This is a genomic window from Azospirillum oleiclasticum, assembly GCF_013423485.1.
GTDB lineage: Bacteria > Pseudomonadota > Alphaproteobacteria > Azospirillales > Azospirillaceae > Azospirillum > Azospirillum oleiclasticum.
Genome location: NZ_JABFFR010000001.1, coordinates 158,374 through 182,083, shown reverse-complemented (window position 1 = coordinate 182,083; position 23,710 = coordinate 158,374). Strand labels below are relative to the sequence as shown.

General features: G+C 69.8%; 22 protein-coding genes. 10 read left to right on the top strand and 12 right to left on the bottom strand.

Features of this window, described 5'->3' with window-relative positions; all coding sequences use genetic code 11:
- Positions 1 to 34: 34 nt before the first annotated feature.
- From HL658_RS00835 to hisN, 3 genes are read right to left on the bottom strand one after another with little or no spacing between them, the layout of a single operon-like run.
- Positions 35 to 1,876: an extracellular solute-binding protein gene (locus HL658_RS00835; RefSeq protein ID WP_180280003.1), complete on the bottom strand. Its 1,842-nt coding sequence runs from the start codon at positions 1,874 to 1,876 to the stop codon at positions 35 to 37.
- Positions 1,877 to 1,924: 48 nt separating this feature from the next.
- Positions 1,925 to 2,506, bottom strand: a complete 582-nt coding sequence (locus tag HL658_RS00830) for a hypothetical protein (RefSeq protein ID WP_180280002.1) — start codon at positions 2,504 to 2,506, stop codon at positions 1,925 to 1,927.
- The gene (gene hisN / locus HL658_RS00825) at positions 2,503 to 3,297 is read right to left on the bottom strand and encodes a histidinol-phosphatase (protein WP_180280001.1); all 795 of its coding nucleotides are present in this window, start codon (positions 3,295 to 3,297) and stop codon (positions 2,503 to 2,505) included. The genes HL658_RS00830 and hisN overlap by 4 nt, the downstream gene beginning before the upstream one ends.
- Before the next feature lie 146 nt (positions 3,298 to 3,443).
- Here hisN and nudC point away from each other — a divergent pair, with 146 nt between their 5' ends.
- On the top strand, positions 3,444 to 4,364 hold the full coding sequence (gene nudC, locus HL658_RS00820; RefSeq protein WP_180280000.1) for an NAD(+) diphosphatase: 921 nt from the start codon (positions 3,444 to 3,446) through the stop codon (positions 4,362 to 4,364).
- 9 nt (positions 4,365 to 4,373) lie between these two features.
- Here the strand turns inward: nudC and HL658_RS00815 are convergent, their stop codons facing one another.
- From HL658_RS00815 to HL658_RS00795, 5 genes are all read right to left on the bottom strand, one after another.
- Entirely contained in the window at positions 4,374 to 4,964 is a 591-nt protein-coding gene (locus HL658_RS00815; protein WP_180279999.1) for a GNAT family N-acetyltransferase, read from the bottom strand.
- A gap of 30 nt (positions 4,965 to 4,994) precedes the next feature.
- Positions 4,995 to 6,248, bottom strand: coding sequence for a M16 family metallopeptidase (locus HL658_RS00810; protein WP_180279998.1), 1,254 nt, complete (start codon positions 6,246 to 6,248; stop codon positions 4,995 to 4,997).
- Positions 6,245 to 7,654, bottom strand: coding sequence for a threonine synthase (gene thrC / locus HL658_RS00805; RefSeq protein WP_180279997.1), 1,410 nt, complete (start codon positions 7,652 to 7,654; stop codon positions 6,245 to 6,247). The genes HL658_RS00810 and thrC overlap by 4 nt, the downstream gene beginning before the upstream one ends.
- Before the next feature lie 130 nt (positions 7,655 to 7,784).
- Complete coding sequence (locus HL658_RS00800; protein WP_180279996.1) at positions 7,785 to 8,051, bottom strand: DUF2798 domain-containing protein; 267 nt, start codon at positions 8,049 to 8,051, stop codon at positions 7,785 to 7,787.
- 208 nt (positions 8,052 to 8,259) lie between these two features.
- On the bottom strand, positions 8,260 to 8,718 hold the full coding sequence (locus HL658_RS00795; RefSeq protein WP_180279995.1) for a GNAT family N-acetyltransferase: 459 nt from the start codon (positions 8,716 to 8,718) through the stop codon (positions 8,260 to 8,262).
- 153 nt (positions 8,719 to 8,871) lie between these two features.
- Here HL658_RS00795 and HL658_RS00790 point away from each other — a divergent pair, with 153 nt between their 5' ends.
- The 7 genes from HL658_RS00790 (at position 8,872) to HL658_RS00760 (ending at position 17,787) form a co-directional block, all read left to right on the top strand.
- On the top strand, positions 8,872 to 10,425 hold the full coding sequence (locus HL658_RS00790; protein ID WP_180279994.1) for an ABC transporter substrate-binding protein: 1,554 nt from the start codon (positions 8,872 to 8,874) through the stop codon (positions 10,423 to 10,425).
- Between the two features lie 14 nt (positions 10,426 to 10,439).
- Positions 10,440 to 11,402: an ABC transporter permease gene (locus HL658_RS00785; protein WP_180279993.1), complete on the top strand. Its 963-nt coding sequence runs from the start codon at positions 10,440 to 10,442 to the stop codon at positions 11,400 to 11,402.
- Complete coding sequence (locus HL658_RS00780) at positions 11,399 to 12,235, top strand: ABC transporter permease (protein ID WP_180279992.1); 837 nt, start codon at positions 11,399 to 11,401, stop codon at positions 12,233 to 12,235. Before HL658_RS00785 ends, HL658_RS00780 begins: the two co-directional genes overlap by 4 nt.
- Positions 12,232 to 13,215, top strand: coding sequence for an ABC transporter ATP-binding protein (locus tag HL658_RS00775; RefSeq protein ID WP_180279991.1), 984 nt, complete (start codon positions 12,232 to 12,234; stop codon positions 13,213 to 13,215). The genes HL658_RS00780 and HL658_RS00775 overlap by 4 nt, the downstream gene beginning before the upstream one ends.
- Positions 13,212 to 14,177: an ABC transporter ATP-binding protein gene (locus HL658_RS00770; RefSeq protein WP_180279990.1), complete on the top strand. Its 966-nt coding sequence runs from the start codon at positions 13,212 to 13,214 to the stop codon at positions 14,175 to 14,177. Before HL658_RS00775 ends, HL658_RS00770 begins: the two co-directional genes overlap by 4 nt.
- Positions 14,174 to 15,676, top strand: a complete 1,503-nt coding sequence (locus HL658_RS00765) for an aromatic amino acid lyase (RefSeq protein WP_180287614.1) — start codon at positions 14,174 to 14,176, stop codon at positions 15,674 to 15,676. The genes HL658_RS00770 and HL658_RS00765 overlap by 4 nt, the downstream gene beginning before the upstream one ends.
- Before the next feature lie 236 nt (positions 15,677 to 15,912).
- On the top strand, positions 15,913 to 17,787 hold the full coding sequence (locus HL658_RS00760) for a di-heme-cytochrome C peroxidase (RefSeq protein WP_180279988.1): 1,875 nt from the start codon (positions 15,913 to 15,915) through the stop codon (positions 17,785 to 17,787).
- 4 nt (positions 17,788 to 17,791) lie between these two features.
- Here HL658_RS00760 and HL658_RS00755 read toward each other — a convergent pair whose 3' ends face one another.
- Both HL658_RS00755 and HL658_RS00750 read right to left on the bottom strand, forming a co-directional pair.
- Positions 17,792 to 18,607, bottom strand: coding sequence for a phosphate/phosphite/phosphonate ABC transporter substrate-binding protein (locus HL658_RS00755; protein ID WP_180279987.1), 816 nt, complete (start codon positions 18,605 to 18,607; stop codon positions 17,792 to 17,794).
- Positions 18,604 to 19,452, bottom strand: coding sequence for a helix-turn-helix domain-containing protein (locus HL658_RS00750; protein ID WP_180279986.1), 849 nt, complete (start codon positions 19,450 to 19,452; stop codon positions 18,604 to 18,606). Before HL658_RS00750 ends, HL658_RS00755 begins: the two co-directional genes overlap by 4 nt.
- A gap of 177 nt (positions 19,453 to 19,629) precedes the next feature.
- Here HL658_RS00750 and HL658_RS00745 point away from each other — a divergent pair, with 177 nt between their 5' ends.
- Positions 19,630 to 20,652 (top strand): fatty acid desaturase, encoded by a 1,023-nt coding sequence (locus HL658_RS00745; protein ID WP_180279985.1) that lies wholly within the window; start codon positions 19,630 to 19,632, stop codon positions 20,650 to 20,652.
- Between the two features lie 35 nt (positions 20,653 to 20,687).
- The gene (locus HL658_RS00740; RefSeq protein WP_180279984.1) at positions 20,688 to 20,969 is read left to right on the top strand and encodes a hypothetical protein; all 282 of its coding nucleotides are present in this window, start codon (positions 20,688 to 20,690) and stop codon (positions 20,967 to 20,969) included.
- 32 nt (positions 20,970 to 21,001) lie between these two features.
- Here the strand turns inward: HL658_RS00740 and HL658_RS00735 are convergent, their stop codons facing one another.
- Both HL658_RS00735 and HL658_RS00730 read right to left on the bottom strand, forming a co-directional pair.
- Positions 21,002 to 23,062 carry a YgiQ family radical SAM protein gene (locus HL658_RS00735; protein WP_180279983.1) on the bottom strand — a complete coding sequence of 687 codons (2,061 nt, stop codon included), beginning with the start codon at positions 23,060 to 23,062 and terminating at the stop codon, positions 21,002 to 21,004.
- A gap of 121 nt (positions 23,063 to 23,183) precedes the next feature.
- On the bottom strand, positions 23,184 to 23,564 hold the full coding sequence (locus HL658_RS00730) for an SH3 domain-containing protein (RefSeq protein ID WP_180279982.1): 381 nt from the start codon (positions 23,562 to 23,564) through the stop codon (positions 23,184 to 23,186).
- Between the last annotated feature and the right edge of the window lie 146 nt (positions 23,565 to 23,710).

The window sequence follows — 23,710 nt, the reverse complement described above, 5'->3', positions numbered from 1 at the left end:
ACCATGAAAGCATGGTCATATGACGGTTCGCTGCTCAGCGCCCGCTCAATTTCGCGGCCTTCTGTCCGTCATACCACCACCAGGCAGGGAACCAGTTGTTCTTGAATCCCAAATCGAATTTCGGTCCGCGCGCCGGGGCGCCGAAGCGGTCCCACCACGCCAGCCAGTTTTCGTCGTTGTACCATTGGGGGATCATGTAGAACCCCCAGAGCAGGACCCGGTCGAGCGCGCGGGTCGCCGCCTTCACCCCCGCCTCGTCGCGAGCCGACAGCGCCTTGGCGATGAGGTCGTCGGCCACCGGGTCCTTGATCCCGGAATAGTTGGCGGACCCTTTCGTCCCTGCCGCCTCCGACCCGAAATAGGACCACAGCTCCTGTCCCGGCGGCGGGAAGAAGTTGAAGTTCACGATGGTGCTGTCGAAGTCGAACTCGTCGGCGCGCACCTGCATCTGCGCGCTGTCCACGATGCGGATGGCGGCGTCGATGCCGGCGCGGCGCAGGCTGGCGACGAAGGGCTCGATGATGCGGTTCATCGCCGGGCTCTCGTCCACGAATTCGAGGCGGAAGGGCTCGCCGCTGCGGGCGTTGACCAGCTTGCCGTCCTTCAGCTCCCACCCCGCCGCCTTGAACAGCGCCAGCGCCTTGCGCAGGTTGCCGCGCTGGTCGCCGTCGTTGCCCGGCGGCTCGAAGGGCTGGGTGAGCACACGGGGGTCGAGCCGGTCCCGGTGGGGTTCCAGCAACGCCAGCTCCTCCGGCTGCGGCGGGCCCGACGCGCCGTAGTCGGAGTTGGGGAAGTTGCTGCGGGTGCGGGTGTACTGCCCGTACAGGATGTTCTTGTGGATCCAGGGGAAATCGAACAGGTGGTTCAGCGCCTCGCGCACCCGCGGGTCGGCGAACTGGGCCCGGCGGGTGTTGAGGCGGAAGCCCTGGGCGCCCAGCGGCAGCTCGGTCTTCTCCGCCCGCCGCTGCACGCGGCCGTCCTTGGCGGCCGGAAAGTCGTAGCCGATGGACCAGCGCTGCGCCCGGTTCTCGACCCGGAAATCATAGGCCCCGGCTTTGAACGCCTCGAACAGCACGTCGTCGTCGCGGTAGTAGTCGACGCGCACGGTGTCGAAATTGTTGAGGCCGCGGTTGATCGGCAGGTCGCGCCCCCACCAGTCCGCCACCCGCTCGTAGGTGATGGAGCGGCCGGCGTCCACCGCCTTGATGCGGTAGGGGCCGTTGCCCAGCGGCGGCTCCAGCGTGGTCTTGGAGATGTCGCGGCCTTCGGCCGTCCACCAGTGCTTGGGCAGCGGCGACAGGGTGGTGGCGAAATCGATGACCGGCTTCATCTCCCCGGTCGTGGCGAAGCTCGCCCTGAGCCGCCGCTCGTCCAGCGCCTCGACGCCGGTGGTCTGGCGCAGGAAGGACTTCACGAAGGGGGCGCCGTGCTCCTGGATCGAGTTCCAGGCGAACACCACGTCGTCGGCGGTGACCGGCTTGCCGTCGTGCCAGCGGGCTTCCGCGCGCAGCGTGAAGATGGCCCAGCTCTTGTCATCGGCCAGTTCCACGCTTTCCGCAATGTCGCCGTAGGCGGCGTCCAGCTCGTCGCCGGAGCCGGTCATCAGCGCGGCACCGGTGAGCCCCAGCGTGCGGGGCGTCATGCCGCGCAGGATGATGGGGTTCAGGCTGTCGAAGCTGCCGGGGGAACCGATGACGATGCCGCCGCCCTTCGGCGCGTCGGGATTGACGTAGGGCAGATGGGCGAAATCGGCCGGCAGCTTCGGCTCCCCCCACAGGGCCAGCGCGTGATGGCTGGTGGCCGCCGCGGCCGGGGCGGTCAGCAGGGGCGCGGACAGCAGGGACAGGGCGAGGAAGGCCGGGATCGCGAACCGCATGGTGGCTCCGCCGTGACGGGGTGAAAGGGATGGACGTTCGGCCCGCGCTCAGCCGGGCAAGGACTCCGGCCCTTCGCTGGCCTTGACCAGCGTGGATACCGAATCGAACAGATGCTTGAACCGCCGGTCATGGCGGATCAGCTTGCGCATCGCCTTGGCGTTGCGCGGGTTGGCCTGCGACCAGTCCACGGCCGCCTGGTTGTGGGCGGGATGGATCGACAGGGCGTAGACCATCGCCTGCTCGGCCGAGCGGACCTCCGTCTCCCCCAACGTTTCCAGCACGCCGCCGCAATAGAGCAGGATCAGCATGGCGGGAGGCGGCGCGGCCGTTTCCTCTCCGCCCTCCGCGGCCTCCGCCGCATCATCGGCGGTGGTCACCGGCACCTCGTCCGGCTCGGCCTCCTCGCCCATGCGGCGCCGCAGCACGTCCAGGACCTCGACGCGGTCCGCCTCGCTCATCAACGCGAGCTGCTCGACGGCGACCAGCGCGTCCAGCAAAATCTTCTTGCGCACCATCCAGTTGGAACCGCCGCGCACCCGCTCCGCCAGTTCCGAGAGGAAGGTGGTCAGGCCCTCATCGAGCTCCGGCATGACGGGGTGCTCGACCGTTGGAATGGGCGTCCCGCTCATGACCCGCCTCCCCCGCTCAGAGCCGCCAACGCCGCCCGATGGGTGGCGGGGTCGCCGGCGGCGATCACCCGGCCGGGCGACCGCGCGTCGAGCGCGCGGCCATCCCAGTCGGTCATGATCCCTCCGGCCCCGGTCACCACGGGCACGAGAGCGGCGAAGTCGTAGAGCTTCAGCCCGGACTCGACGACGAGGTCGTAATAGCCGCTGGCGAGCAGGCCGTAGCTGTAGCAGTCCCCGCCATAGACCGTCACCTTGGCCGCCGCAGCCACCCGCCGGAACCCGACGAGATCGTCACCGGCGAACAGGTCCGGGGACGTGGTGCCCAACATGGCCCCGGCAAGGCCCACCGGGCAGGCGCGCACCCGCGCCGGTTGCCCGTTCAGCGTGGTCGGCCGCCCGGCAGCTCCGACCCAGCGGTCGCCGACGATCGGCTGGTCGATGACGCCCAGCACCGGCACGCCCCGATGCAGCAGGGCGATCAACGTGCCGAAGATGGGCCGGCCGGTGATGAAGGACTTGGTGCCGTCGATGGGGTCGATCACCCACACCCACTCGGCGTCGGGTGCCTTGGTTCCGTGTTCCTCCCCCACGATGCCGTCGTCCGGCCGTTCCGCCTCGATGATGGCGCGGACGGCGCGCTCGGCCTCGCGGTCGGCGATGGTCACGGGGGACAGGTCGGCCTTGTCGTCCACCACCACCGGTGTCCGGTAGTAGCGTCGCACCACGGCACCCGCCGCGTCGGCCATGCACCCGGCGAGCGCGACCAGGGGCTCGGGACAGGGGGCGGTCATCGGCGGGCTCCGGGTTGTCTTGTGTCTGGAGCCGCCCATCCTAACCAGGGTCGCCCGCGGCGCAACCGCGAATGCGGCCAACCGCAAGGCTGCCGTACGCTGACGGCGTTTGCCCGGACCCGCCGACTGTGGCAGGAATCGTTGCCATGACCGACCGTCCGACCATCTACACGCCGAACATCTACGCCGGTGTCCCGCTCGACCGTGCGGCGCACCTCCGCAAGGACCCCTCCTGGCTGGCCGGCGCGCTGGCCTCCTCCACCGCACGGGTGGTGCCGGTCTGGCGAACGCGCAACCTCGTGACCGGCCCGGCGGAGGAGCCGCGGGCGGTGCTGCGCCCCGGCCCGGCCGCGTGGACGGACCCGATCTTCCTCGGGCTGATGGACGACGCGCCGGTCTTCGCCGCCGATGTCGGCGACCTGGAACAGCCCGACGAGCATCCGGAGCTGGCGGGGCTCGGCCGGTTCGAGGATCTGCGTGCCGTCGGTCCGCTGATGGAGCGGGGGGAGGCGGCGCTGCTCGCCTACGCCCGCGGCATCGTGTGGTGGAACGTGCGCCACCGCCATTGCGGCGTCTGCGGATCGCCGGCCGCCAGCGTGCAGGCCGGCCATTCCCGCCGCTGCACCAACCCGGCCTGCGAGACCCAGCATTTCCCCCGCACCGACCCGGCGGTGATCATGCTGGTGCACGACGGTGCCGGCAACGTGCTGCTCGGCCGGCAGAAGGCGTGGATGCCCGGCATGCACTCGGTGCTCGCCGGCTTCGTCGAGCCCGGCGAGAGCCTGGAGGAGGCGGTCGCCCGCGAGGTGTTCGAGGAGACGGGCGTGCGCGTGACGGATGTCCGCTACCGATCCTCCCAGCCCTGGCCTTTTCCGGCCTCCATCATGCTGGGCTTCACCGCGCGCGCGGTGAACACCGACCTGACGATCGATCCGGACGAGCTGGAAACCGCGCTGTGGGTGGCGTCCGACCGGCTGCGCACGCTCACCCCCGACGACCCGCTGCGCCTGCCCCGCAAGGACAGCATCGCGCGGCGTCTGATCGAGGAGTGGCTGGCGGAGGGTTGAGGTCTTTCCTCAGCCCCGCCACTCCTCGCGCAGGATGGCGTAGAGCACGTGGTCGCGCCACGCGCCGTCGATGCGCAGATAGCCGCGGGCGTAGCCCTCGTGCGTGAAGCCGACCTTTTCCAGAAGGCCGCGGCTGGCGGCGTTGGTCGGCAGGCAGGCCGCCTCGATCCGGTGCAGGCCGAGCTGCCCGAAGGCGAAGTCGAGCACCAGCCGGGTCGCCGCCGACAGGTAGCCGCGCCGGGCGTGCGACTGCCCGGCCCAATAGCCGAGCGTCGCCATCTGCGCCACGCCGCGGCGCACGTTGCTGAGGCCGAGCCCGCCCACCAGCGCGTCCGTCGGACGGTCGAAGACGAGGAAGCTGTAACCCTCGTCGTCGCGCCATTCCTGCGCCTGCCGCCGCAGGCGGCGGGCGAAGGCCGCGCGGGTGAGCGCGTCGGCTGGCCAGGTCGGCTCCCATGGGGTGAGGAAATCGCGGCTGGCGGCGCGCAGGTCCGACCACTCCCGCCAGTCGCGCGGCAGCGGCGGCCTGATGTAGCAGTGCGAGCCGTCGATGCGCATGGCCGGCGGGCCGATCAGGCCGGTGCCGAGAAGGCGGATCATGGACGTCCCTGCCCGCGGCGCGACCGCCGGTTACGACAGCCGGGCGGCGATGCGGTCATAGCTCTCCAGCCCGCCGGTGGGACCGAGTGCGGCCACCGTCGGCCGCGACTGCCGCAGGCGCCGCGCCGCGCGCACGACGGCCTCGCGATCCACGCCGGCGATCTTCGCCACGGTCTCCTCCACCGGCACCGGCCGGCCATAGGTCAGCAGGTGCTGGCCGAGCTGCTCGCACCGCGACATGGTGCTTTCCATCGCCATCAGGGTGCTCGCCTTCAATTGCGCACGGGCGCGGGCGACCTCGTCCTCGGTCACACTGTCGGCGACCGCGGCCACCTCGTCGCAGACGACGGGGATCAGCTCGGCCACCTCGTCCTCGCCGGTGCCGGCGTAGATGCCGAACAGCCCGCCGTCCCGGTAGCCGCCGGTGAAGGAGTAGATGGAATAGACCAGCCCCCGCTTCTCCCGCACCTCCTGGAACAGGCGGGACGACATGCCGCCGCCGAGCAGGGTCGAGAAGACGGAATGGGCGTAATAGTCCGGATCATGGACGCCGACACCGTCGAAGCCGAGCACGACGTGGAGCTGCTCCAGATCCCGCTCCTCCCGGAAATCGCCGCCGATGTAGCGCGCGGCCTCGGCCTCGGCGGGTGCGGCGGCGGGCAGCGTCGCGAAGGCTCGCGCCGCCATCTCCACGAAACGCTCGTGCTCGATCCGCCCGGCGGCCACCACCACCATGGAGCCGCCGCCGTAATGCCGGCCGATGTAATCGACCAGCGCCCCGCGCGGCAGTGCCCCCACGATCTCGGCCACGCCCAGCACCGGCCGGCCGATCGCCTGTCCGGGGAAGGCGGTTTCCTGGAAATGGTCGAAGATGATGTCGTCGGGCGTGTCGGCCGCCTGCCCGATCTCCTGCAGGACCACGGTGCGCTCGCGCGCCAGCTCCTCCTCGTCCAGGAGCGAGTTCTGGATCATGTCGGCGATCAGGTCGAGCGCGAGGCCGGAATCCTCGTGCAGCACCTTGGCGTAATAGGCCGTGTGCTCGCGCGTGGTGTAGGCGTTGAGCTGGCCGCCGACGTTCTCGATCTCCTCGGAGATGCGGAAGGCGCTGCGCCGCTCCGTCCCCTTGAACAGCATGTGCTCGACGAGGTGGGCGACGCCGTTGACCGGCGCCGCCTCGTTGCGGGTGCCGACGCCGACCCAGCAGCCGAGCGAAACCGTCTGCACGTCCGGCATGGTGTCGGTGGCGACGCGCAGCCCGTTCGGCAGCGTGGTGACGCGGATCATGCCCGCCCCCCGGCCGCACGCGAGCGCTCCGTGACGAAGGCCTGCACGGTGGCGAGGTCGTTGGGCAGCACCGTCAACCGCTCCTCCCGCTCGTACAGGTCGGCCAGACGCGGCGGCAGGGCCGGGCGGCGGCCGGTCGCCTTCTCCACCGCGTCGGGGAACTTGGCGGGATGGGCGGTCGCCAGCACCACCAGCGGCAGCGCCGGATCGACGCCCGACGCGGCGGCCGAGGCCACGCCGACCGCGGTGTGCGGATCGACGGTGTAGGCGCAGGTGCGCGCGGTGTCGGCGATGGTCGCCATGGTCCCCGCCTCGTCCACCCGGTGGCCGGAGAAGAGGGCCAGCGCTTCGGCGAGCTGGGCGTCGGTGACGGCGAAGCTCCCTTCGCTGCGGAAGCGGCGCATCGCGGCTTCCACCGCAGCGCCATCGCGTCCCAGCAGGTCGAAGAGGAGGCGTTCGAAGTTGCTCGAGATCTGGATGTCCATGCTGGGACTCAAGGTGGGCATCACGTCCCGTGCCGTCATGGCCCCGCTCTCGAAAAATCGGGCCAGGATGTCGTTGGAGTTGGAGCCCACCACCAGCCGCTCGATCGGCACGCCCATGCGCACGGCACCATAGGCCGCGTAGACGTTGCCGAAGTTGCCGGTGGGAACCACGAAGGCGAGCTTGCGGTCGGGCGCCCCCAGCGCCACCGCCGACGCCACGTAATAGACGATCTGGGCCATGATGCGGGCCCAGTTGATCGAGTTGACCGCCGACAGGTTCACCCGGTCACGGAAGGCGGTGTCGTTGAACATCCCCTTCACGAGATCCTGGCAATCGTCGAAGGTGCCCTCCAGCGCCACATTGTGGACGTTGGACGACAGCACCGTCGTCATCTGCCGGCGCTGCACCTCCGACGTGCGGCCCTTCGGGTGCAGGATGACGATGTCGACGTTCTCGCGGTCGCGGCAGGCCTCGATGGCGGCCGAGCCGGTGTCGCCGGAGGTGGCGCCGACGATGGTGACCCGCTCCCCCCGCTTCGCCAGCACATGGTCGAACAGGCGCCCCAGCAGTTGCAGCGCCACGTCCTTGAAGGCCAGCGTCGGGCCGTGGAACAGCTCCAGCACCCAGGTGCGCCGGTCGAGCTGGACCAGCGGCGTCACCGCCCGGTGGCCGAAGGTGCCGTAGGCATCCTCGACCATGGCACGGAAATCATCCTCGGCGATCGAGCCACCCAGGAACGGCAGCATCACCCGCACCGCGATCTCGCTGTACGACAGCCCGCGCATGGCGCGCAGGTCCTCCGGGCTCAGTGTCGGCCAGGTCTCCGGCACATAGAGCCCGCCGTCGCGGGCAAGCCCCGCCAGGAGCACATCCTCGAAACCCAGAACCGGGGCCGCGCCCCGCGTGCTGATGTAGCGCACCGCTGCCGTCACTCCGCTCGCGAACCAGTCCGCGACATTAACGACGACGAACAGCGGGACGCAAGCGGCAGCGATCGGGATTCGCGTTGTCACCCCGGGCGCGGCAAACCGCCCCGCCCGGGGCCGGCGGTCAGCGCGCCGCCACAAGCGCCGTTGTCAGGCGGCGGACGATGGGCAGCGCCACAAGCAACGTCGGGAAGGCCACCACCCAGGACAGGACCCAGGCGTTGAGCCACAGCGACACCGAGGCGTTGCCGAAACCCACACCGCGCAGCGTGCGGATGAAGGAGACAATGGCCGTCATCAGCACCGACAACAGGAAGGGCATGACGATGCCGGCGTAGCGCGCCGGCAATTTGGGAAAACGAACAAGGGATTTGGTGGTCTGCGCGTTCATGCGCGTTCACTCCGCAAGGCACCGGTCCGAACATGCGCCGCGCCCGGCTGAACAACCGGGCAAGCACCGGTGTTGGCCGGCACTGATTGGCGCGTTGCATGACGGTAACGCTTACGGTGACATCCATTCGGATGACACGGACGTCACCGTAAGCCCGTCCCACGGCCCTCGCAAGAGCAAACTGCCTGTCATACGGCGGAGCCAGGGATCACCCCAACAGCTTCCGGTACTGCACGAAGCCCGACCGCTCCGCGATCCGGTCGTAGAGCTGCATGGCGTCGGTGTTGGTTTCGTGGGTCAGCCAATAGACGCGGGAACAGCCGGCCTCCGCTGCGGTTGTATAGACATGCATGATCAGGTTACGTCCGAGTCCCGCGCCACGACGCGCTTCCGCTACGAAAAGATCCTGAAGATAGGCATAGTCTCCCACCGTCCAGCAGGATCTGTGGCGGATCCAGTGCACCAGACCGACCGCCTCCGCCCCGTCCCAGGCGAGCGCGCCGGACACCGGCTCGGCCGGGTCGAGCAGGCGGCTCCAGGTGACGTCCGTCGTCGTTTCCGGGATGTCCACGCGGTAGAAGGCTTGATATCCGCGCCACAGCGGGTGCCACGCCTCCCGGTCGCCGGGGCCGATGGGGCGGATCTGGATGTCGGTTGCGGTCGTCATGGCTCCTCCGTACGGCGAAAAACCCGGCCGACACTATCGGATCGCACGCCGACGTGAACAGGAAAGGCTGGTCGGCACCGGGAGCCATCGCTACGCTTTGTGGCAGAGACATTGAACGGCGCGAACAAGGCGCCAAGACAGGGAGCGCGGAGCATGGATACCACCTATTCCCGGCGATCCGTCCTGCGGACCGGCGCCATTCTGGGCGGTGCCGCCGCCCTGCCCTTCGGCTTCACCGGTCAAGCCTTCGCGGCGCGCGACCGGCTGACCGTGCGCGTGGTGCGCGACATCCAGAACCTGGACCCGGCGAACCGCGTCAGCTTCATCGAAGGCAACGTCATCCGCGCGGTGTGCCAGCGGCTGATCTCCTTCAAGCCCGGCACGTTCGAGTGGGAGCCGGACGCGGCGAAGACGATCACCCAGGTCTCCCCGACCCTGATCGAGTTCGAGCTGAAGCCCGGCCAGATGTTCCACGGCGGCTATGGCGAGCTGACGGCCGAGGACGTGAAGTTCTCCTTCGAGCGCTTCCGTCAGCCGGGCCCCGACGGCAAGCCGCACCAGTACGCCAAGGACTGGGAGGCGCTGGACCGTGTCGAGGTGACCGGCACCCACACCGGCCGCATCCATCTGAAGACCCCGGCCCCGGCCATCTGGCTGGTCACGCTGCCCGACGGCTCCGGCGCGCTGGTGTCGAAGAAGGCGTTCGAGGCGCTGGGCGACAAGGTCAAGAACACGCTGATCGGCTCCGGTCCCTACACCTTCGCGGAGTGGCAGCCGAACCAGCGCATCGTGCTCAAGGCCAATCCGGACTGGAAGGGTCCGAAGATGGCGTTCAACGAGATCGTGCTGCGGCCGGTGCAGGACCCGAAGACGGCCGAGCTCGCCTACCGCTCCGGCGAGCTGGACTTCACGGTGATCGAGCCGACCGGCGCCAAGGACATGGCGCGGGTCGCCAACACCAAGGTGATCTCGCAGGATTCGATCAACTTCGTGTGGATCGGCATCAACGTCGAGAAGCCTCCCTTCGACAACCCCAAGGTCCGCGAGGCGATCCGCAAGGCGATCGACGTGGATCAGGTGATCCTGGCCGCCTACAACGGCGCGGTCGGCCGCGCCAAGGCGCTGGTGGCCCCCGGCCTGCTCGGCCATTGGGCGGACGCCCCCGTCCACAAGCGCGACGTCGCCGGAGCCAAGGCGCTGCTGGCCGAGGCCGGGCATGGCGGCGGCTTCAAGGCGAAGCTGACCCTGCTCAACCGTCCCGCCTACCAGACCGCGGGCGTGGTGGTGCAGGCGCTGCTGGCCGAGGTCGGCATCGACCTCCAGCTTGAAGTGCTCGACGGCGGCAGCTTCTGGTCGGCCGGCAACGGCGACGCCGGAAAGAACCTGGATCTGTCGATCCAGCGCTTCGGTGGCAAGGCCGATCCGGCCTTCCAGACACAGTGGTTCGTGTCCGAGCAGGTCGGCGTGTGGAACTGGCAGCGCTGGAAGAATCCCGAGTTCGACCGGCTCTACGCGGCCGCCGCCTCCACCATCGACAGCAACGAGCGGGCGCGCCTGTACATCGAGATGCAGAAATTGATGGACCAGTCGGCGGCCTACATCTGGCTGACGCACGAGGTGAATGTCTTCGCCAGCCGCAGCTGGCTGAAGCCGGCCATCCTGCCCAACGGCGACGACCTGCAGTTCGACAAGTTCACCGACGCCTGACGGCCGCCCGACGGATGCACCCCACCCTGCGCTACCTGTCGGGCCGGCTGCTCACCACCGCGCTGGTGGTTGTCGGCGCGGTGACTCTGCTCTTCGCGCTGACGCTGCTTGTGCCCGGCAACCCCGCCTCCGTGCTGCTCGGCCCCCGCGCCACGCCGGAGGCGGTGGCGGCGCTGGCCGAGCGGATGGGCCTCGACCGCCCGCTGCACGAGCGGCTGCTGATGTTCTTCGGTCAGGTGGCCACCGGCAACCTGGGCACCGACGTGATCAGCGGCCGGCCGATCCTGACCATGGTGATGGAGGTCCTGCCCTTCACCGTCACGCTGACCATCGCCGCCATCGGGCTGGCGGTGCTGGTCGGCGTGCCGCTGGGTTGCTACGCCGCCACCAACCCCGGCAGCCGCGGCGACCGCGTCGCGGCGGTGCTCAGCGTGTCCTTCATCGCCATGCCCAACTTCGTGGTGGCGATCTTCCTGCTGCTGATCTTCTCCATCTGGCTGGATTGGCTGCCGGTGCTGGGTGCCGGCGAGCCGGGGGATGTGCTGGACCAGCTCGTACGCCTGATCCTGCCGTCGGTGTCGCTGGCGCTGGGCTGGGTCGGCTACATCGCGCGGCTCATGCGCTCCTCCCTGCTGGAGGTGCTGGGCGAGCCCTACATCCGCACGGCGCGGGCCTTCGGCATCCCGGACCGGAAAATCGTCTACAAATACGCGCTGAAGAACGCCGCCATCCCCACCGTGGCGATCCTCGGCCTGGGTGTCGGGCGGCTGCTGGGTGGGGCGATCTTCGCGGAGATCATCTTCGCCCGGCCCGGCATCGGCACGCTGGTCTACGACGCCATCCTCACTCGCAATTACCCGGTCGTGCAGGCCGGAGTGCTGGTGGTGGTGCTGCTGTTCGTGCTGACCAACCTGCTGGTTGACCTGTCCTACGCCTGGCTCGACCCGCGGCTGCGCCCGCAGAAGGGGGTGGCATGAGGGATGTTTTCGCCCGCGTCTGGTCCAGCCCGACCGGACGGCTCGGCCTGATCCTGGTGGCGCTGATCGTCCTGCTGGGCGCCGGAGCGCAGGTGCTGTCGCCCTACGACCCGCAGAAGCTCGACGTGCTCAACCGCTTCGCCGCGCCCAGCCTCGCCCACCCCATGGGCACGGACCAGTTGGGGCGCGACCTGTTCAGCCGCATCCTGCACGGGACCCAGGTGGCGCTGCTGGTGGCGCTGTCCACCATCGCCATCGCGCTGGCGGTCGGCACCCTGCTGGGCATCGCCGCCGCCTACGCCCCGCCGCAGGGGGAGCGGCTGATCCTGGTGCTGTTCGACATCATCAGCTCCTTCCCCAGCCTGGTCTTTGCTCTGGCGGTGGTGGCGCTGCTCGGCCCCGGCCTGTCGAAGGTGGTGCTGATCGTGTCGGTCACGCTGGTCCCGCATTTCGGTCGGGTGGCGCGTGCCCAGGTGCTGTCGCTGAAGAACGCCCCGTTTCTGGAAGCCGAGCGGGTGCTGGGCGCCGGGCCGGTGCGGCTGGTGCTCGTCCACATCCTCCCCAACATCATGGGGCCGCTCGTGGTGCTCGCCAGCATGGACATTCCCGTGGTCATCACCATCGAGGCGGGGCTGAGCTTCCTTGGCGTCGGCGTGCCGCCGCCGCTGCCGAGCTGGGGCACGCTGCTGAACGACGGCTACGCCAACCTGAACCAGTCGCCCTGGCCGGTGGTGTCGTCCGGCGTGATGCTGACGCTCGCCACGCTGGGCTTCACCCTGTTCGGGGAGGCGCTGCGCGACGCCATCGACCCCAAGCTGCGGACCACACCATGACCGCTCCTCCGCTGGCCGCCCCCCTTCTCGACGTGCAGGGCCTAAGCCTGTCTTTCGCCACCGCGCGGGGTGTGGCGCGGGTGCTGCGCGACGTCACGCTTGCCATCCCCCGCGGCCGCATCGTCGGCGTGGTGGGGGAGAGCGGCAGCGGCAAGTCCACCATGGCGTCCGCCGTCATGCGGTTGCTACCACCCAACCTGCACGCGGTGACGGGGAGCATCACGCTGGACGGCACCGACCTGCTGGCCCTGCCGCCGGACGCCATGCGCCGCATGCGCGGGCGCCGCGTCGCCATGGTGTTCCAGGACCCGATGACCGCGCTCAACCCGGTCTTCCGGGTGGAGACGCAGATGGTGGACGTGCAGCGCAACGCCTTTCCCGACCGCTCGCGGCGGGAGCTGCACGCCCGCGCCGTGGAGATGCTGCGCACCGTCGGCATCCCCGCTCCGGAGAAGCGCATCCGCGACTACCCGCACCAGTTCTCCGGCGGCATGCGCCAGCGCATCGTCATCGCCATGGCGCTGCTGTGCGAGCCGGAGCTGCTGATCGCCGACGAGCCGACCACCGCGCTCGACGTCACCATCGAGGCGCAGATCCTGCGGCTGTTCGAGGATCTGCGGGCCGGCTTCGACGGCTCGATCCTGTTCATCTCGCACAGCCTGGGCGTGGTGTCGTCGCTGTGCGACGAGGTGGTGGTGATGTACGCGGGCACGGTGGTGGAGTCCGCCAGCGCGCGCGACCTGTTCACCAACCCCCGCCACCCCTACACCCGCCTGCTGCTGGAATGCGAGATCGGCGAGGGCGACGGGCGCGGCGAACGGCTGCGCTCTATCCCCGGCGGGGTTCCAGACCTGTTCGACGTGCCCGACGCCTGCATCTTCGCCGGCCGCTGCCCACAGGCGCACGACCGCTGCCTGCAGGGCGTGCCGGCCCTGAGGGAGGTGGCGCCGGGGCACCGCGCCGCCTGCGTGCTGGCATGACGGCGCCGCTCGCGTCCATCGAGAACGTCACCGTGCTCTACGGCGGCGTGCTGCGCGCGGTCGACAGCGTGTCCTTCGCCATCCATCCCGGCGAGACGCTGGGGCTGGTGGGGGAGAGCGGATCCGGCAAGACCACCGTCTCCAAACTGATCCTCGGGCTGCTCCGGCCGACGGAAGGGCGCGTGCTGTTCGACGGGCGCGACGTGCACGCGCTGCCGGCCGGCGAGCGCCGCTGGTTCCGGCGGCAGGCGCAGATGATCTTCCAGGATCCCGTCTCCTCCCTCTCCCCGCGCCTGACCATCCGGACGCTGCTGGAGGAGCCGCTGCGCATCCACGGCCTGCCCCTCAAGGAGCATTGGCCGCGCATGCGCGAGCTGATGGACGCCATCGGCATCAAGGAGGCGCTGCTCGACAAGCACCCGCACCAGGTCTCCGGCGGGCAGGCACGGCGGGTGGGCATCGCCCGCGCGCTGGTGCTGAACCCGCGGCTGGTGGTGGCGGACGAGCCGACCGCCGGGCTCGACGTGTCGATCCAGGGCGACCTGCTGAACCTGATGCACGACCTCCAGGGCCGCTTCGGCCTGACCTACCTGCTGGTCAGCCACAACCTGAGCGTCGTGCGCACGGTGACCGACGAAGTGGCGGTGATGTATCTGGGCCGGCTGGTCGAGCATGGGCCGACGCGCACGGTCTTCGCCCGGCCGGCGCACCCCTACACCCGCGCGCTGATCGCCGCCAACCCGGTGATCGACCCCGAACGGCTCCACCCCCGCGCCACAATCGCCGGCGAGATCCCCAGCCCCACGGCGCTGCCGCCCGGCTGCCGGTTCCAGACCCGCTGCCCCAAGGCCCAGCCCCGCTGTCGGGAGCAGGACCCGGCCCTTGTGCCGGTGGCCGGACCGGACCGGCTGGGCCAGTCTGCCGCCTGCCATTTCCCCAACGATGCCCCGGAACGCCCGTGACCGACGCCGTACGCCTGGACGGCCCCGCCGACCTGACCGCCGACGCGTACGAGCGGGTGGCATACGGTGGCGCCGCGCTCGTGCTGGGCGATGCGGCCCTGGAGCGGGTGGCGGAGAGCCGGGGGCTGTTTCTCAAGCATCTGGCGACTGGCGTGATCTGCTACGGCGTCAACACCGGGTTGGGCGCGCTGTCCAAGACCGACCTGACGCCGGAGGAGATGGCGCTGCTGCCCCGCCAGATCCTGATGGGACGCGCCGCCGCCACCGGCGCGCCCTACCCCGCCGCGGTCGCGCGCGGCATGCTGCTGGTGCGCCTCGCGCAGTTCCTGGGCGGTGCTCCGGCGGTGACGCCGGCGCTATGCCGGGTGATGGCGGAGCGGCTGAACGACGGCATGGCGCCGTATGTGCCCAGCCAGGGGCACGGCATGGCGGGGGAGATCATCCCGCTGACGCACATGGCCCAGCCGCTGATCGGCGAGGGATTCGTGCTCGACGGCGAGGGGCATCGGCAATCCGCCGCCGACTGGCACACCGCACGCGGCCTCGCCCCCTACGACCCGCAGCCCAAGGAGGGGATCGCCCTGATCAACGGCGTGGCTGCGGCCCCCGCCGTGGCGTGGCATGCGCTGCGCCGGCTGCGGGCGACGCGCCGTCTCGCCGGACAGGTGGCGGCCATGGCGGTGGACGGGCTGGCGGCGCCGCTGGAGCCCTTCCACCCCGCCGTGGCCGACCTCCGGCCCGATCCGGGGCTGGGAGAAGCGGCGGCGGAGATCATGGCCCTGGTCGCCGGCAGCGCGATCGAGCGAGCGGGCCGGCAGGCGCCGGTATCCTTCCGAGTCATCCCGCAGATCCACGGGGTGCTCTCCGACGCGCTGGACGGGCTGGAGACGGCAACTCTGCGGGAAATGACCAGCGTCGGCGATAACCCGGCCTTCCTGGCCGACGCGGAGGATGCGGCCGGCGGGCGGCTGCTGCACGCCGGCAACTTCCACGCCGCGGCGCTGACCCACGCGGTGGAAGGGGCGGCGCTGGCGCTGGCCCAGGCCGGGCTGCTGTCGGAGCGGCGGCTGCACCGGCTGCTCGACCCGCGCTTTTCCGGCCTGTCACCACAACTCGCCAAGCGGCCGGGGCTGGATGCCGGGCTGGTCACGCTGCACAAGGCGGTGCTGGGTTACGCCGCGCGGCTGCGGTCGCTGGCGGTGCCGCCCTCGCTCCAGCACGGCGACAGCTCCTTCGGGCAGGAGGACGTGATGACCATGACGCTGCCGGCGCTCGACCGGCTGGCCGAGATCGACGGACTCGTCCGCATCATCCTGGTGCACGAGGCCTACGCCGCCGCCGTGGCGCTGGACCAGCGCGCGCAGGCGCCGGGTGAGGGGGTGGACGCCTGCCGGGCCGCCGTCCGTGCCGTCGTGCCCCCCTACGAGGGCGACCGCAGCTATGGGCCGGAAATCGAGGCGTTGCTCGACCGGATCGGCGACGATTCGATCCCCCGCTGAGCGGTCCCGCAAGGACTGACTCCAGCACAGGCTGCATCACCGCATCCACAGGTGTGCGGACGCGCCGTGCCTGCCTACGGGCATATGCGGAACCGCCGATGCACGACGGAGGCAACGCGAAACTCTGGAATCCCCTCGATTGCCACATCAGTCTCAACCACGGGAGCAACCGTCCCGCCGTGCACGCATGCCGCGCAAGGGCACAGGTTGCCGGATCGGGCAGAACGGGGGATGCGATGGGTTCGTTCAGGCGGGTGTTGCTGGGCTCGGCGCTGGGCGCCGCCGCCCTGGCGCTGACGGGGTGCGTGCCGGAGGCGCCGACGCTTCCGAAATACGACACGCCGAAAAGGACGGTGTGGCTGGACCAGGGCTGGGCCGACCCCAAGGCGGCGCCGAAGCCGGATCCCAAGGCGTACGACCGCGACTGGTATTATCACGCCTCCCAGGGGACGCTGACCTTCGGCATTCCCTACGAGTGGTTCCTGGCGCTGGAACAGCCGGACTTCACCCTGTGGGAGACGGGTCTGCTGAGCGATCCGGCCTACCTCAACCGGGTCGGCTTCATCATCCCGCCCGACAACAGGAACGCCTACAACCCGGACGGGCTGCCGGTTGGCTTTTCCAAGGGCGCGCCGATCGTCGATCCGACCACCGGCCAGCCCTTCCCGAACCCGGCAACGGGCAAGCCGTTCAGCGCCATCGGCCTGTCCTGCGCCGCCTGCCACACCGGGCAGTTGGAATACAAGGGCACCCGCTTCATCGTGGACGGCGGTGCTGCGCTGACGGACCTCGGCAAGTTCCGCACGGCGCTCGGCATTTCCATCGGCCTGACCGCCTCGGCGCTGGTGCCCGGCCGCTTCGACCGCTTCGCGGAGCGCGTGCTGGGCGCCAACCCGTCGGCGGATGCGAAAACGGCGCTGAAGGTCCAGCTCCAGGCCATCCTCGCCAAGGGCGAGCAGCTCATGCTGCTCGATCAGAAGGTGGGACCGCAGAGCGTGGCGGAGGGCTTCGGCCGGCTGGACGCGCTGAACCGCATCGGCAACCAAGTCTTCGCCATCGATCTGGCCGTCCCGCAGAACTACGCGCCGACCAACGCGCCGGTGAGCTACCCGCACATCTGGGCGACCTCCTGGTACGACTGGGTGCAGTACAACGGCTCCATCGAGCAGCCGATGGTGCGCAACGCCGGCGAGGCGATGGGTGTCGCCGCCATGGTCAACATGACCGGCCTGAAGACGCCGCTCTTCACCTCCAGCATCCCGGTGCGCGAGGTCTACGAGATGGAGGAGTTCCTGGCCGGGCCGGAGCAGCCCTTTACCGCCAAAGGCTTCACCGGCCTGCGGGCACCCGCCTGGCCGAAGGAGATGCCGGCCGTCAACGCCGACCTCGCGAAGAAGGGCGAGACGCTGTACGGCGAGCTGTGCCAGGGCTGCCACCTGCCGCCGCCGAACACGGAAGCCTTCTGGAACCCGGCCCTGTGGAGCGACCCGAAGGCCAACGCCGCCGGCTGGCGCTACCTGAAGATGAAGATGGTGGACGTCTCCTATGTCGGCACCGACCCGGCCCAGGCCAACGCGCTGGCCGAGCGCAAGGTGGCCGTGCCCGACTACATCGGCCTGACCAAGGACGCCAAGACGCCCGACGAGCAGGGCCGCTACTGGTTCGGCCCGGCGCTGGGCGAGGTGGTGGAGAAGGTGGTCACCCAGGCCTACAACGACGCCAAGGTCCCCACGCCCGAGCGGCCGAAGCTGGACGGCTACCGCCCCAACGGCATCCGGGCACCGCTCCAGTACAAGGCCCGCCCGCTGGACGGCGTGTGGGCGACGGCACCCTACCTGCACAACGGCTCGGTGCCCACTCTGTACGCGCTGCTGTCGCCGGTGGCCGAACGGCCGGCGAGCTTCTGGCTCGGCAACCGCGAGTACGACCCGAAGGATGTCGGCTATGTGAACCGGGAGCTGGAGGGCGGCTTCAAGGTCCGCACCGACCTTCCCGGCAACCGGAACACCGGGCACGAGTTCAAGGACGGCCCGCTCGGCAACGGCGTGATCGGCCGCTACCTGTCGCCCGAGGAGCGGCGCGCGCTGGTGGAGTATCTGAAGACGCTGTGACGGGCTAGGCAAGCTCCGCGTAGCCGAGCCGGGCCGCCTCGTCGGCCAGCTCGGTCACGCGGGCGTACGCTTCTTGCGGCAGACAGTCGAAGCCGCTCAGGAACAGTGTGGCCCGCGCGTCCGCCAGCGCCGGATCGCCGGCGACCACGGCGAGAGCGTCGCGCAACGCGCCAACCGTCGCGTCGTCCGTGGCCGCCGCGGTGACCAGCGGCAGGCCGGGGGTGGCGGGTGTCTCGGCCAGCACGCGCACGGCCTCCGCCCAGGCCGGACGCCAGCGGCGGAGGTGGGCGAAGGTCACGCAATCGATGGCGGCGGCGTCCGCCCGCCCCTCCGCCACCGCCCGCAGGCTTTCGGCGTGGGCGCCCGTCTCGATCACGCGCGCGAAGACGGGCCGGCCCTCGGCCACGGGGGCCAGGGCGGCGCGGAACAGGTTCATGCCGGTGTTGCTGTCGCGCGCGTTGATCGCCGCCACCCGGCCACGCAGGTCGGCGAGCCCATCTGCCGGGTCATTCCGGCGGACCACGATCACGCTGCCATGCCACGCGCCCGCGCAGCCGGCGGCCGCGTACCGCGGTGTCGCCACCACGCGCACGGCACCTTCGAGGGCGGTGGTCAGCGGGTAGCCGCAGGTCTGGGCGAGCAGCAGGTCCGGCGTGCGCCAGAAGGCGTGCAGGTCGTCCGGCCGTGTCAGCGCGTCGGGCACCGCGGCCACCCCGGCGGCGCGCAGGTGCCGGGCGATTCCACCCCACAGCGCCTCGTTGGCGGGCCGCAGCTCCGGCAGGTCGTACATGGGCAAGGCGGCGGGCCGGAGCGGGGTCATCGGATGTCCTTCAACAGGTCGCGCAGGAAGGCCGGAACCTCCGTCGGCTGTACGACGGCGGCGCGGATCAGGTCGTCGAAATGGCGGGTCAGGGTGCGGATGTTGTCGGTCGAGGTGAAGACGAAATACATCTGGCCCATGTAGACGGCGGCCCGCAGCGGCCCGAAGATGGTCACCGGCGCCGAAAACACCCGCCGGCCATCATAGAGGAACCAGCGGAAGGTCGGGTACAGCTCCTCGCACAGCGCGATGAGATGCTCGATCTGGGCGCGGCGCAGGCGGGCGTCGAGCCCCTGCCATATGCCCTCGGCGCGGGCGAAGCCCTCCAGCACATGCAGGGCGTTGCACGCCTCCATGTCGGTTTCCGGCCGGCGGAGATAGGCGAGCCGCGCCTGCGCGGTCTCGATGCCGCGCTGCGGATCGCGGGTGGCGAAGGCCGCGTACTGGAAGCGGATGACCTCCTCCGTCTTCAGCAGGTCGGGGAAGGTCGACGGGACATGGCGAATCTTGTAGCCCGCGGCCTCCGCGTGCCAGCGCATCAGCCGGTCGTCGACCGGCGATGGCGCGTCGCGCTCCACCTGCAACGCCTCCTGCATGGTGTCGGCGCCGAGATGGCGGCGCTGGCTCAACCCCAGCAGCCAGTCGACCGAGGTTTGGCAGTGCGCGGCGATGCCGACCACCGACTCCACCCGCGGCAGCCGGTCGTTCGCCGCCGACAGGAGCTGCGACAGGGTGGAGCGGTCCATGCCGACGGCCTGCGCAAAGGCCGTCTGGCTCAGCCGCGACTCCTCGATCACCTGGATCAGGCGTTCGCGGAACAGGCGTACGGTGTCGCGGCGGTCCATCGGCGGGTGTGGTGCTTTCACAGCGGATGATGTGGATTATCACCATACGCCGGTGTCTGTCCACAATGCTGACGCAGCTTGCGCGTATGCCGCGGAACGTGCGCATTCCCTCGTGGAAGTGCCGCCGGATGCATGGTTGAAATGGGGAACTTCAACGCCCCACCATCCGAATACGACATGCCGTCACACACGCGTCCATGTGGAGCGCGCCACCGCGCCCGCGACCGGCGGAGCTTTGCCCGCCGCCTCGAACTGCCGACCTGGGCGCTCGCCGTCGCCGTCTATGGCGGCTGGGGCCTGCTCACCTGGCACGCCGCGACGCTGCCCTGGTGGCTGCTGCTGCCGGCGGGCGCCTGGATGATCGCGTGGCACATGTCCCTGCAGCACGAGGTGATCCACGGCCACCCGACGCGGAGTCGGCGGATCAACGACGCCATCGGCTTCCCGCCGCTCAGCCTGTGGCTGCCCTACGCGGTCTACCGCGAGAGCCACCTCGCCCATCACCGCGACCAGCACCTCACCGACCCGCTGGAGGATCCGGAGTCCCGCTATCTGACCGCGGAGCAATGGGCCGCCCTGGGACCCGTGCGGCGCGCGCTCACCCAGGCAAACGCCACGCTTGCCGGCCGCGTGACGCTGGGGCCGGCGCTTGCCATCGGCGGATTCCTGCGGGATCAGGCGGCACGGCTCGCCGGCCGCGACCGTCCGGTCTGGCGCGTCTGGCTGACGCACGGCATCGGGGTCGCCGCCGTGGTCGGCTGGGTGTCCGGCGTGTGCGGGTTGCCGCTGTGGGAGTACGCGCTGCTGTTCGTCTATCCCGGCTGCGGTCTGGCCCTGGTGCGCTCCTTCGCCGAGCACCGCGCCGCCGACCGCGTGGAGCACCGCACCGCCATCGTCGAAGGGGCTCCGCTCCTGAGCCTGCTGTTCCTCAACAACAACCTGCACGTGGTGCATCACCAGCGGCCCGGCCTGCCCTGGTACGCGATCCCTGCCGTCTACCGGCAGCGCCGGGATGCGCTGATCGCCGGCAATGGCGGTCTGGTCTACCGTGGTTATGCCGACGTCGCGCGGCGCTTCCTGCTGACCCCGCACGACAGTCTGTTGCACCCGGAACACCATTCGCGCACGAAGTCGAAGGTCGTGGCGAGCCGCGCGCAAGAACCTGAATTTTCCGATGCCCATGCCGGCCTTGTGGGTTAGTATGCCGCACAAAACAGGCTTGGGGAGGGCGGTTCATGCATCGTATCGAAGGTGTCTCCGACGCGGGTGAGGAGATCTGCCGCTGCCCGCAATGCTCCTTCGATTATGCGGAAACCATGAACACAAAGGGTGTCGCGGCCATCGTCTACGGCATGGTCGCCCTGCTGATGTCCTACGTGATGAAGCCGATCGACGAGATCGCCAGCTTCGCCCTGCTGCTGACGGCGATCTTCGCCTTCTTCTATTTCGGGATGAGCCAGATCGAGGTGCGCCAGCGCCGCGGCACGGGCGAGGCCCGGCCGGCGCACAGGTCGTAACGACGCCGTTCACCCTGTGTGAACAGGCGACACTACCCGCGTTTCCGCCCGGCGCCCTGCGGCATCCGCCGGCCCTTGCCGGCGTGCTGGGTCAGGAAGGTCTGGGTGCCGTGCTTGCGCCCGGTGCGGCTGCCCTCGCCGCCAGCCAGCCCGGTGCCGGCGGGCTGCCAGGGCGGCACGAGATGGTGCTTGGACGGGCCGATCAGATCCTCCCGCCCCATGCGCTTCAGCGCCTCGCGCAGGAGCGGCCAGTTCTCGGCGTCGTGGTAGCGCAGGAAGGCCTTGTGCAGCCGGCGCTGCTTCAGCCCCTTGGCGGCGAACACTGCCTCCCCACCCGCACGGCGGATCGGGCGCAGCGGGTTGCGGCCGGAATGGTACATGGCGGTCGCGGTCGCCATCGGCGAGGGCAGGAAGGTCTGCACCTGATCGGCACGGAAGCCGTGCGACTTCAGCCAGATGGCGAGGTTCATCATGTCCTCGTCCGTGGTGCCGGGGTGCGCGGCAATGAAGTACGGGATCAGGTACAGCTCCTTCCCCGCCTTCTTCGCGTACTTGTCGAACAGCTCCTTGAAGCGGTCGTAGGCGCCCATGCCCGGCTTCATCATCTTGGAGAGCGGCCCCTCCTCGGTGTGCTCGGGCGCGATCTTCAGGTAACCGCCGACATGGTGGGTGACCAGCTCCTTCACGTATTCCGGGCTCTTGACCGCGAGGTCGTAGCGCAGGCCGGACGCGATGTTGATCTTCTTCACGCCCTTGATGTCGCGCGCCTTGCGGTAGAGGTTGATCAGTGGCGTGTGGTCGGTGTTCAGGTTCTTGCAGATGTCGGGATAGACGCAGGACGGCCGGCGGCAGACCTTCTCGATCGCCTTGTCCTTGCAGGCGAGGCGGTACATGTTGGCGGTCGGGCCGCCCATGTCGGAGATGACGCCGGTGAAGCCCTTGGTGCGGTCGCGGATCTCCTCGATCTCGCGCAGGATCGACTGTTCCGACCGGCTCTGGATGATGCGCCCCTCATGCTCGGTGATCGAGCAGAAGGTGCAGCCGCCGAAACAGCCGCGCATGATGTTGACGGAGAAGCGGATCATCTCCCACGCCGGGATGCGGGCGTCGCCATAGATCGGGTGCGGCCCGCGCGCGTAGGGCAGACCGTAGACCGCGTCCATCTCCGGCGTGGTCAGCGGAATGGGCGGCGGGTTCAGCCACACATCCTTGTCGCCATGCCGCTGCACCAGCGCCCGCGCGTTGCCGGGGTTGGATTCCAGATGCAGCAGGCGGGAACCGTGGGCGTAGAGCGTTGAATCGTCACGCACCCGCTCGTAGGACGGCAGGCGGATGACGGTGGTCTCGCGCGGCGCGGTGGCGCGCGGGCTGCGGCCCTCGTCGTCCAGCTCGCTGCTGTCGATCTCGGTCCAGCCCTCCGGAACCGCGTCGCGCATGAAGGCGGTGCCGCGGATGTCCTGCATCTCGCGCGGCGCCTCGCCCCGGCCGGCGCGGTGCGCGATCTCCACGATGGCGCGCTCGGCGTTGCCGTAGACCAGCAGATCGGCGCGGCTGTCCACCAGGACGGAGCGACGCACCTTGTCCGACCAGTAATCGTAATGCGCGATGCGGCGCAGGCTGGCCTCGATGCCGCCGATGACGATGGGGATGTCCCTGTACGCCTCGCGCACGCGCTGGGAATACACGATCACCGCACGGTCGGGCCGTTTGCCGCCCTCGTCCCCCGGCGTGTAGCTGTCGTTGTGGCGCAGCCGCCGGTCGGACGTGTAGCGGTTGACCATGCTGTCCATGTTCCCGGCGGTCACGCCGAAGAACAGGTTGGGCTTGCCCAGCGCCTTGAACGGTTCGGCACTCTGCCAGTCCGGCTGGGCGATGATGCCGACGCGGAAACCCTGCGCCTCCAGCAGGCGCCCGATGATCGCCATGCCGAAGCTGGGGTGGTCGACGTACGCGTCACCGGTCACGACGATGACGTCGCAACTGTCCCAGCCCAGAAGATCCATCTCCTCCCGCGAGGTCGGCAGGAACGGCGCGGTGCCGAACCGCTGCGCCCAGTACGGGCGGTGGGAGAAGATGTCCTTCGCTTCCAACATGACCAAAACACCCCGGCGACCAAGCGCGTCTGCACACGGGCGAACGCGCCCGCGCGCCATAGCTTGGTCAGACCGGCCAGAAAATCAACCGAAGGATTTCTAGGGTTTTCGCCGGAACCGCTCAGTGCGACCTCAGATCGGCGCGCGCGACGAAGCCCTGCCCGCCGCCGAGATCCAGCCGGTACCAGCCCTGATCGATCCCCGCCACGACGACACGGGCGCCCTTGGGCAGACGGCCGATGACCGCACCGTCGGGGGCGGGCGTGGCACGGATCGCGGCACCGTCGGTGACGACGGTCGTCCGCGTCGTGCTTTCGGCGCCAGCGGCCGTGCTTTGCAGGCGCTCGCGGGTCTGCTCCTGCGTGGCGCGGTTCAGTGTCCGCGTCTCCGACCGCAGGATGGCACCGGAGCCTGCCGGCGGAGCGGTCTGCGCCAGGATGGGCGCCGTCACGGCCAGCGTCGCCGCGACGGCCGACAGGATGGTGATCATGGAACGATGCACGTCGCTTTGCCCTTCGCGTTTCGGTGGCACAGGACCTGGATATGGTGCGCTGTGACAACGCCGCAACGGCCGGACGGTGGGCATACAACCATCGATGCATGGTTGCGGCCCGTTGTGTGCATCTTGTAGGGTTTTCGTGACCGCGC

Excerpts from the sequence above, each read along its gene's own strand:
- HL658_RS00780 (WP_180279992.1), top strand. The coding sequence starts at position 11,399 with ATGAGGGATGTTTTCGCCCGCGTCTGGTCCAGCCCGACCGGACGGCTC.
- HL658_RS00740 (WP_180279984.1), top strand. The coding sequence starts at position 20,688 with ATGCATCGTATCGAAGGTGTCTCCGACGCGGGTGAGGAGATCTGCCGC.
- HL658_RS00775 (WP_180279991.1), top strand. The coding sequence starts at position 12,232 with ATGACCGCTCCTCCGCTGGCCGCCCCCCTTCTCGACGTGCAGGGCCTA.
- hisN (WP_180280001.1), bottom strand. The coding sequence starts at position 3,297 with ATGACCGCCCCCTGTCCCGAGCCCCTGGTCGCGCTCGCCGGGTGCATG.
- HL658_RS00835 (WP_180280003.1), bottom strand. The coding sequence starts at position 1,876 with ATGCGGTTCGCGATCCCGGCCTTCCTCGCCCTGTCCCTGCTGTCCGCG.
- nudC (WP_180280000.1), top strand. The coding sequence starts at position 3,444 with ATGACCGACCGTCCGACCATCTACACGCCGAACATCTACGCCGGTGTC.
- HL658_RS00830 (WP_180280002.1), bottom strand. The coding sequence starts at position 2,506 with ATGAGCGGGACGCCCATTCCAACGGTCGAGCACCCCGTCATGCCGGAG.
- HL658_RS00760 (WP_180279988.1), top strand. The coding sequence starts at position 15,913 with ATGGGTTCGTTCAGGCGGGTGTTGCTGGGCTCGGCGCTGGGCGCCGCC.
- HL658_RS00800 (WP_180279996.1), bottom strand. The coding sequence starts at position 8,051 with ATGAACGCGCAGACCACCAAATCCCTTGTTCGTTTTCCCAAATTGCCG.
- HL658_RS00770 (WP_180279990.1), top strand. The coding sequence starts at position 13,212 with ATGACGGCGCCGCTCGCGTCCATCGAGAACGTCACCGTGCTCTACGGC.
- HL658_RS00750 (WP_180279986.1), bottom strand. The coding sequence starts at position 19,452 with ATGGACCGCCGCGACACCGTACGCCTGTTCCGCGAACGCCTGATCCAG.
- HL658_RS00795 (WP_180279995.1), bottom strand. The coding sequence starts at position 8,718 with ATGACGACCGCAACCGACATCCAGATCCGCCCCATCGGCCCCGGCGAC.
- HL658_RS00785 (WP_180279993.1), top strand. The coding sequence starts at position 10,440 with ATGCACCCCACCCTGCGCTACCTGTCGGGCCGGCTGCTCACCACCGCG.
- HL658_RS00735 (WP_180279983.1), bottom strand. The coding sequence starts at position 23,062 with ATGTTGGAAGCGAAGGACATCTTCTCCCACCGCCCGTACTGGGCGCAG.
- HL658_RS00815 (WP_180279999.1), bottom strand. The coding sequence starts at position 4,964 with ATGATCCGCCTTCTCGGCACCGGCCTGATCGGCCCGCCGGCCATGCGC.
- HL658_RS00790 (WP_180279994.1), top strand. The coding sequence starts at position 8,872 with ATGGATACCACCTATTCCCGGCGATCCGTCCTGCGGACCGGCGCCATT.
- HL658_RS00745 (WP_180279985.1), top strand. The coding sequence starts at position 19,630 with ATGCCGTCACACACGCGTCCATGTGGAGCGCGCCACCGCGCCCGCGAC.
- HL658_RS00810 (WP_180279998.1), bottom strand. The coding sequence starts at position 6,248 with ATGATCCGCGTCACCACGCTGCCGAACGGGCTGCGCGTCGCCACCGAC.
- HL658_RS00755 (WP_180279987.1), bottom strand. The coding sequence starts at position 18,607 with ATGACCCCGCTCCGGCCCGCCGCCTTGCCCATGTACGACCTGCCGGAG.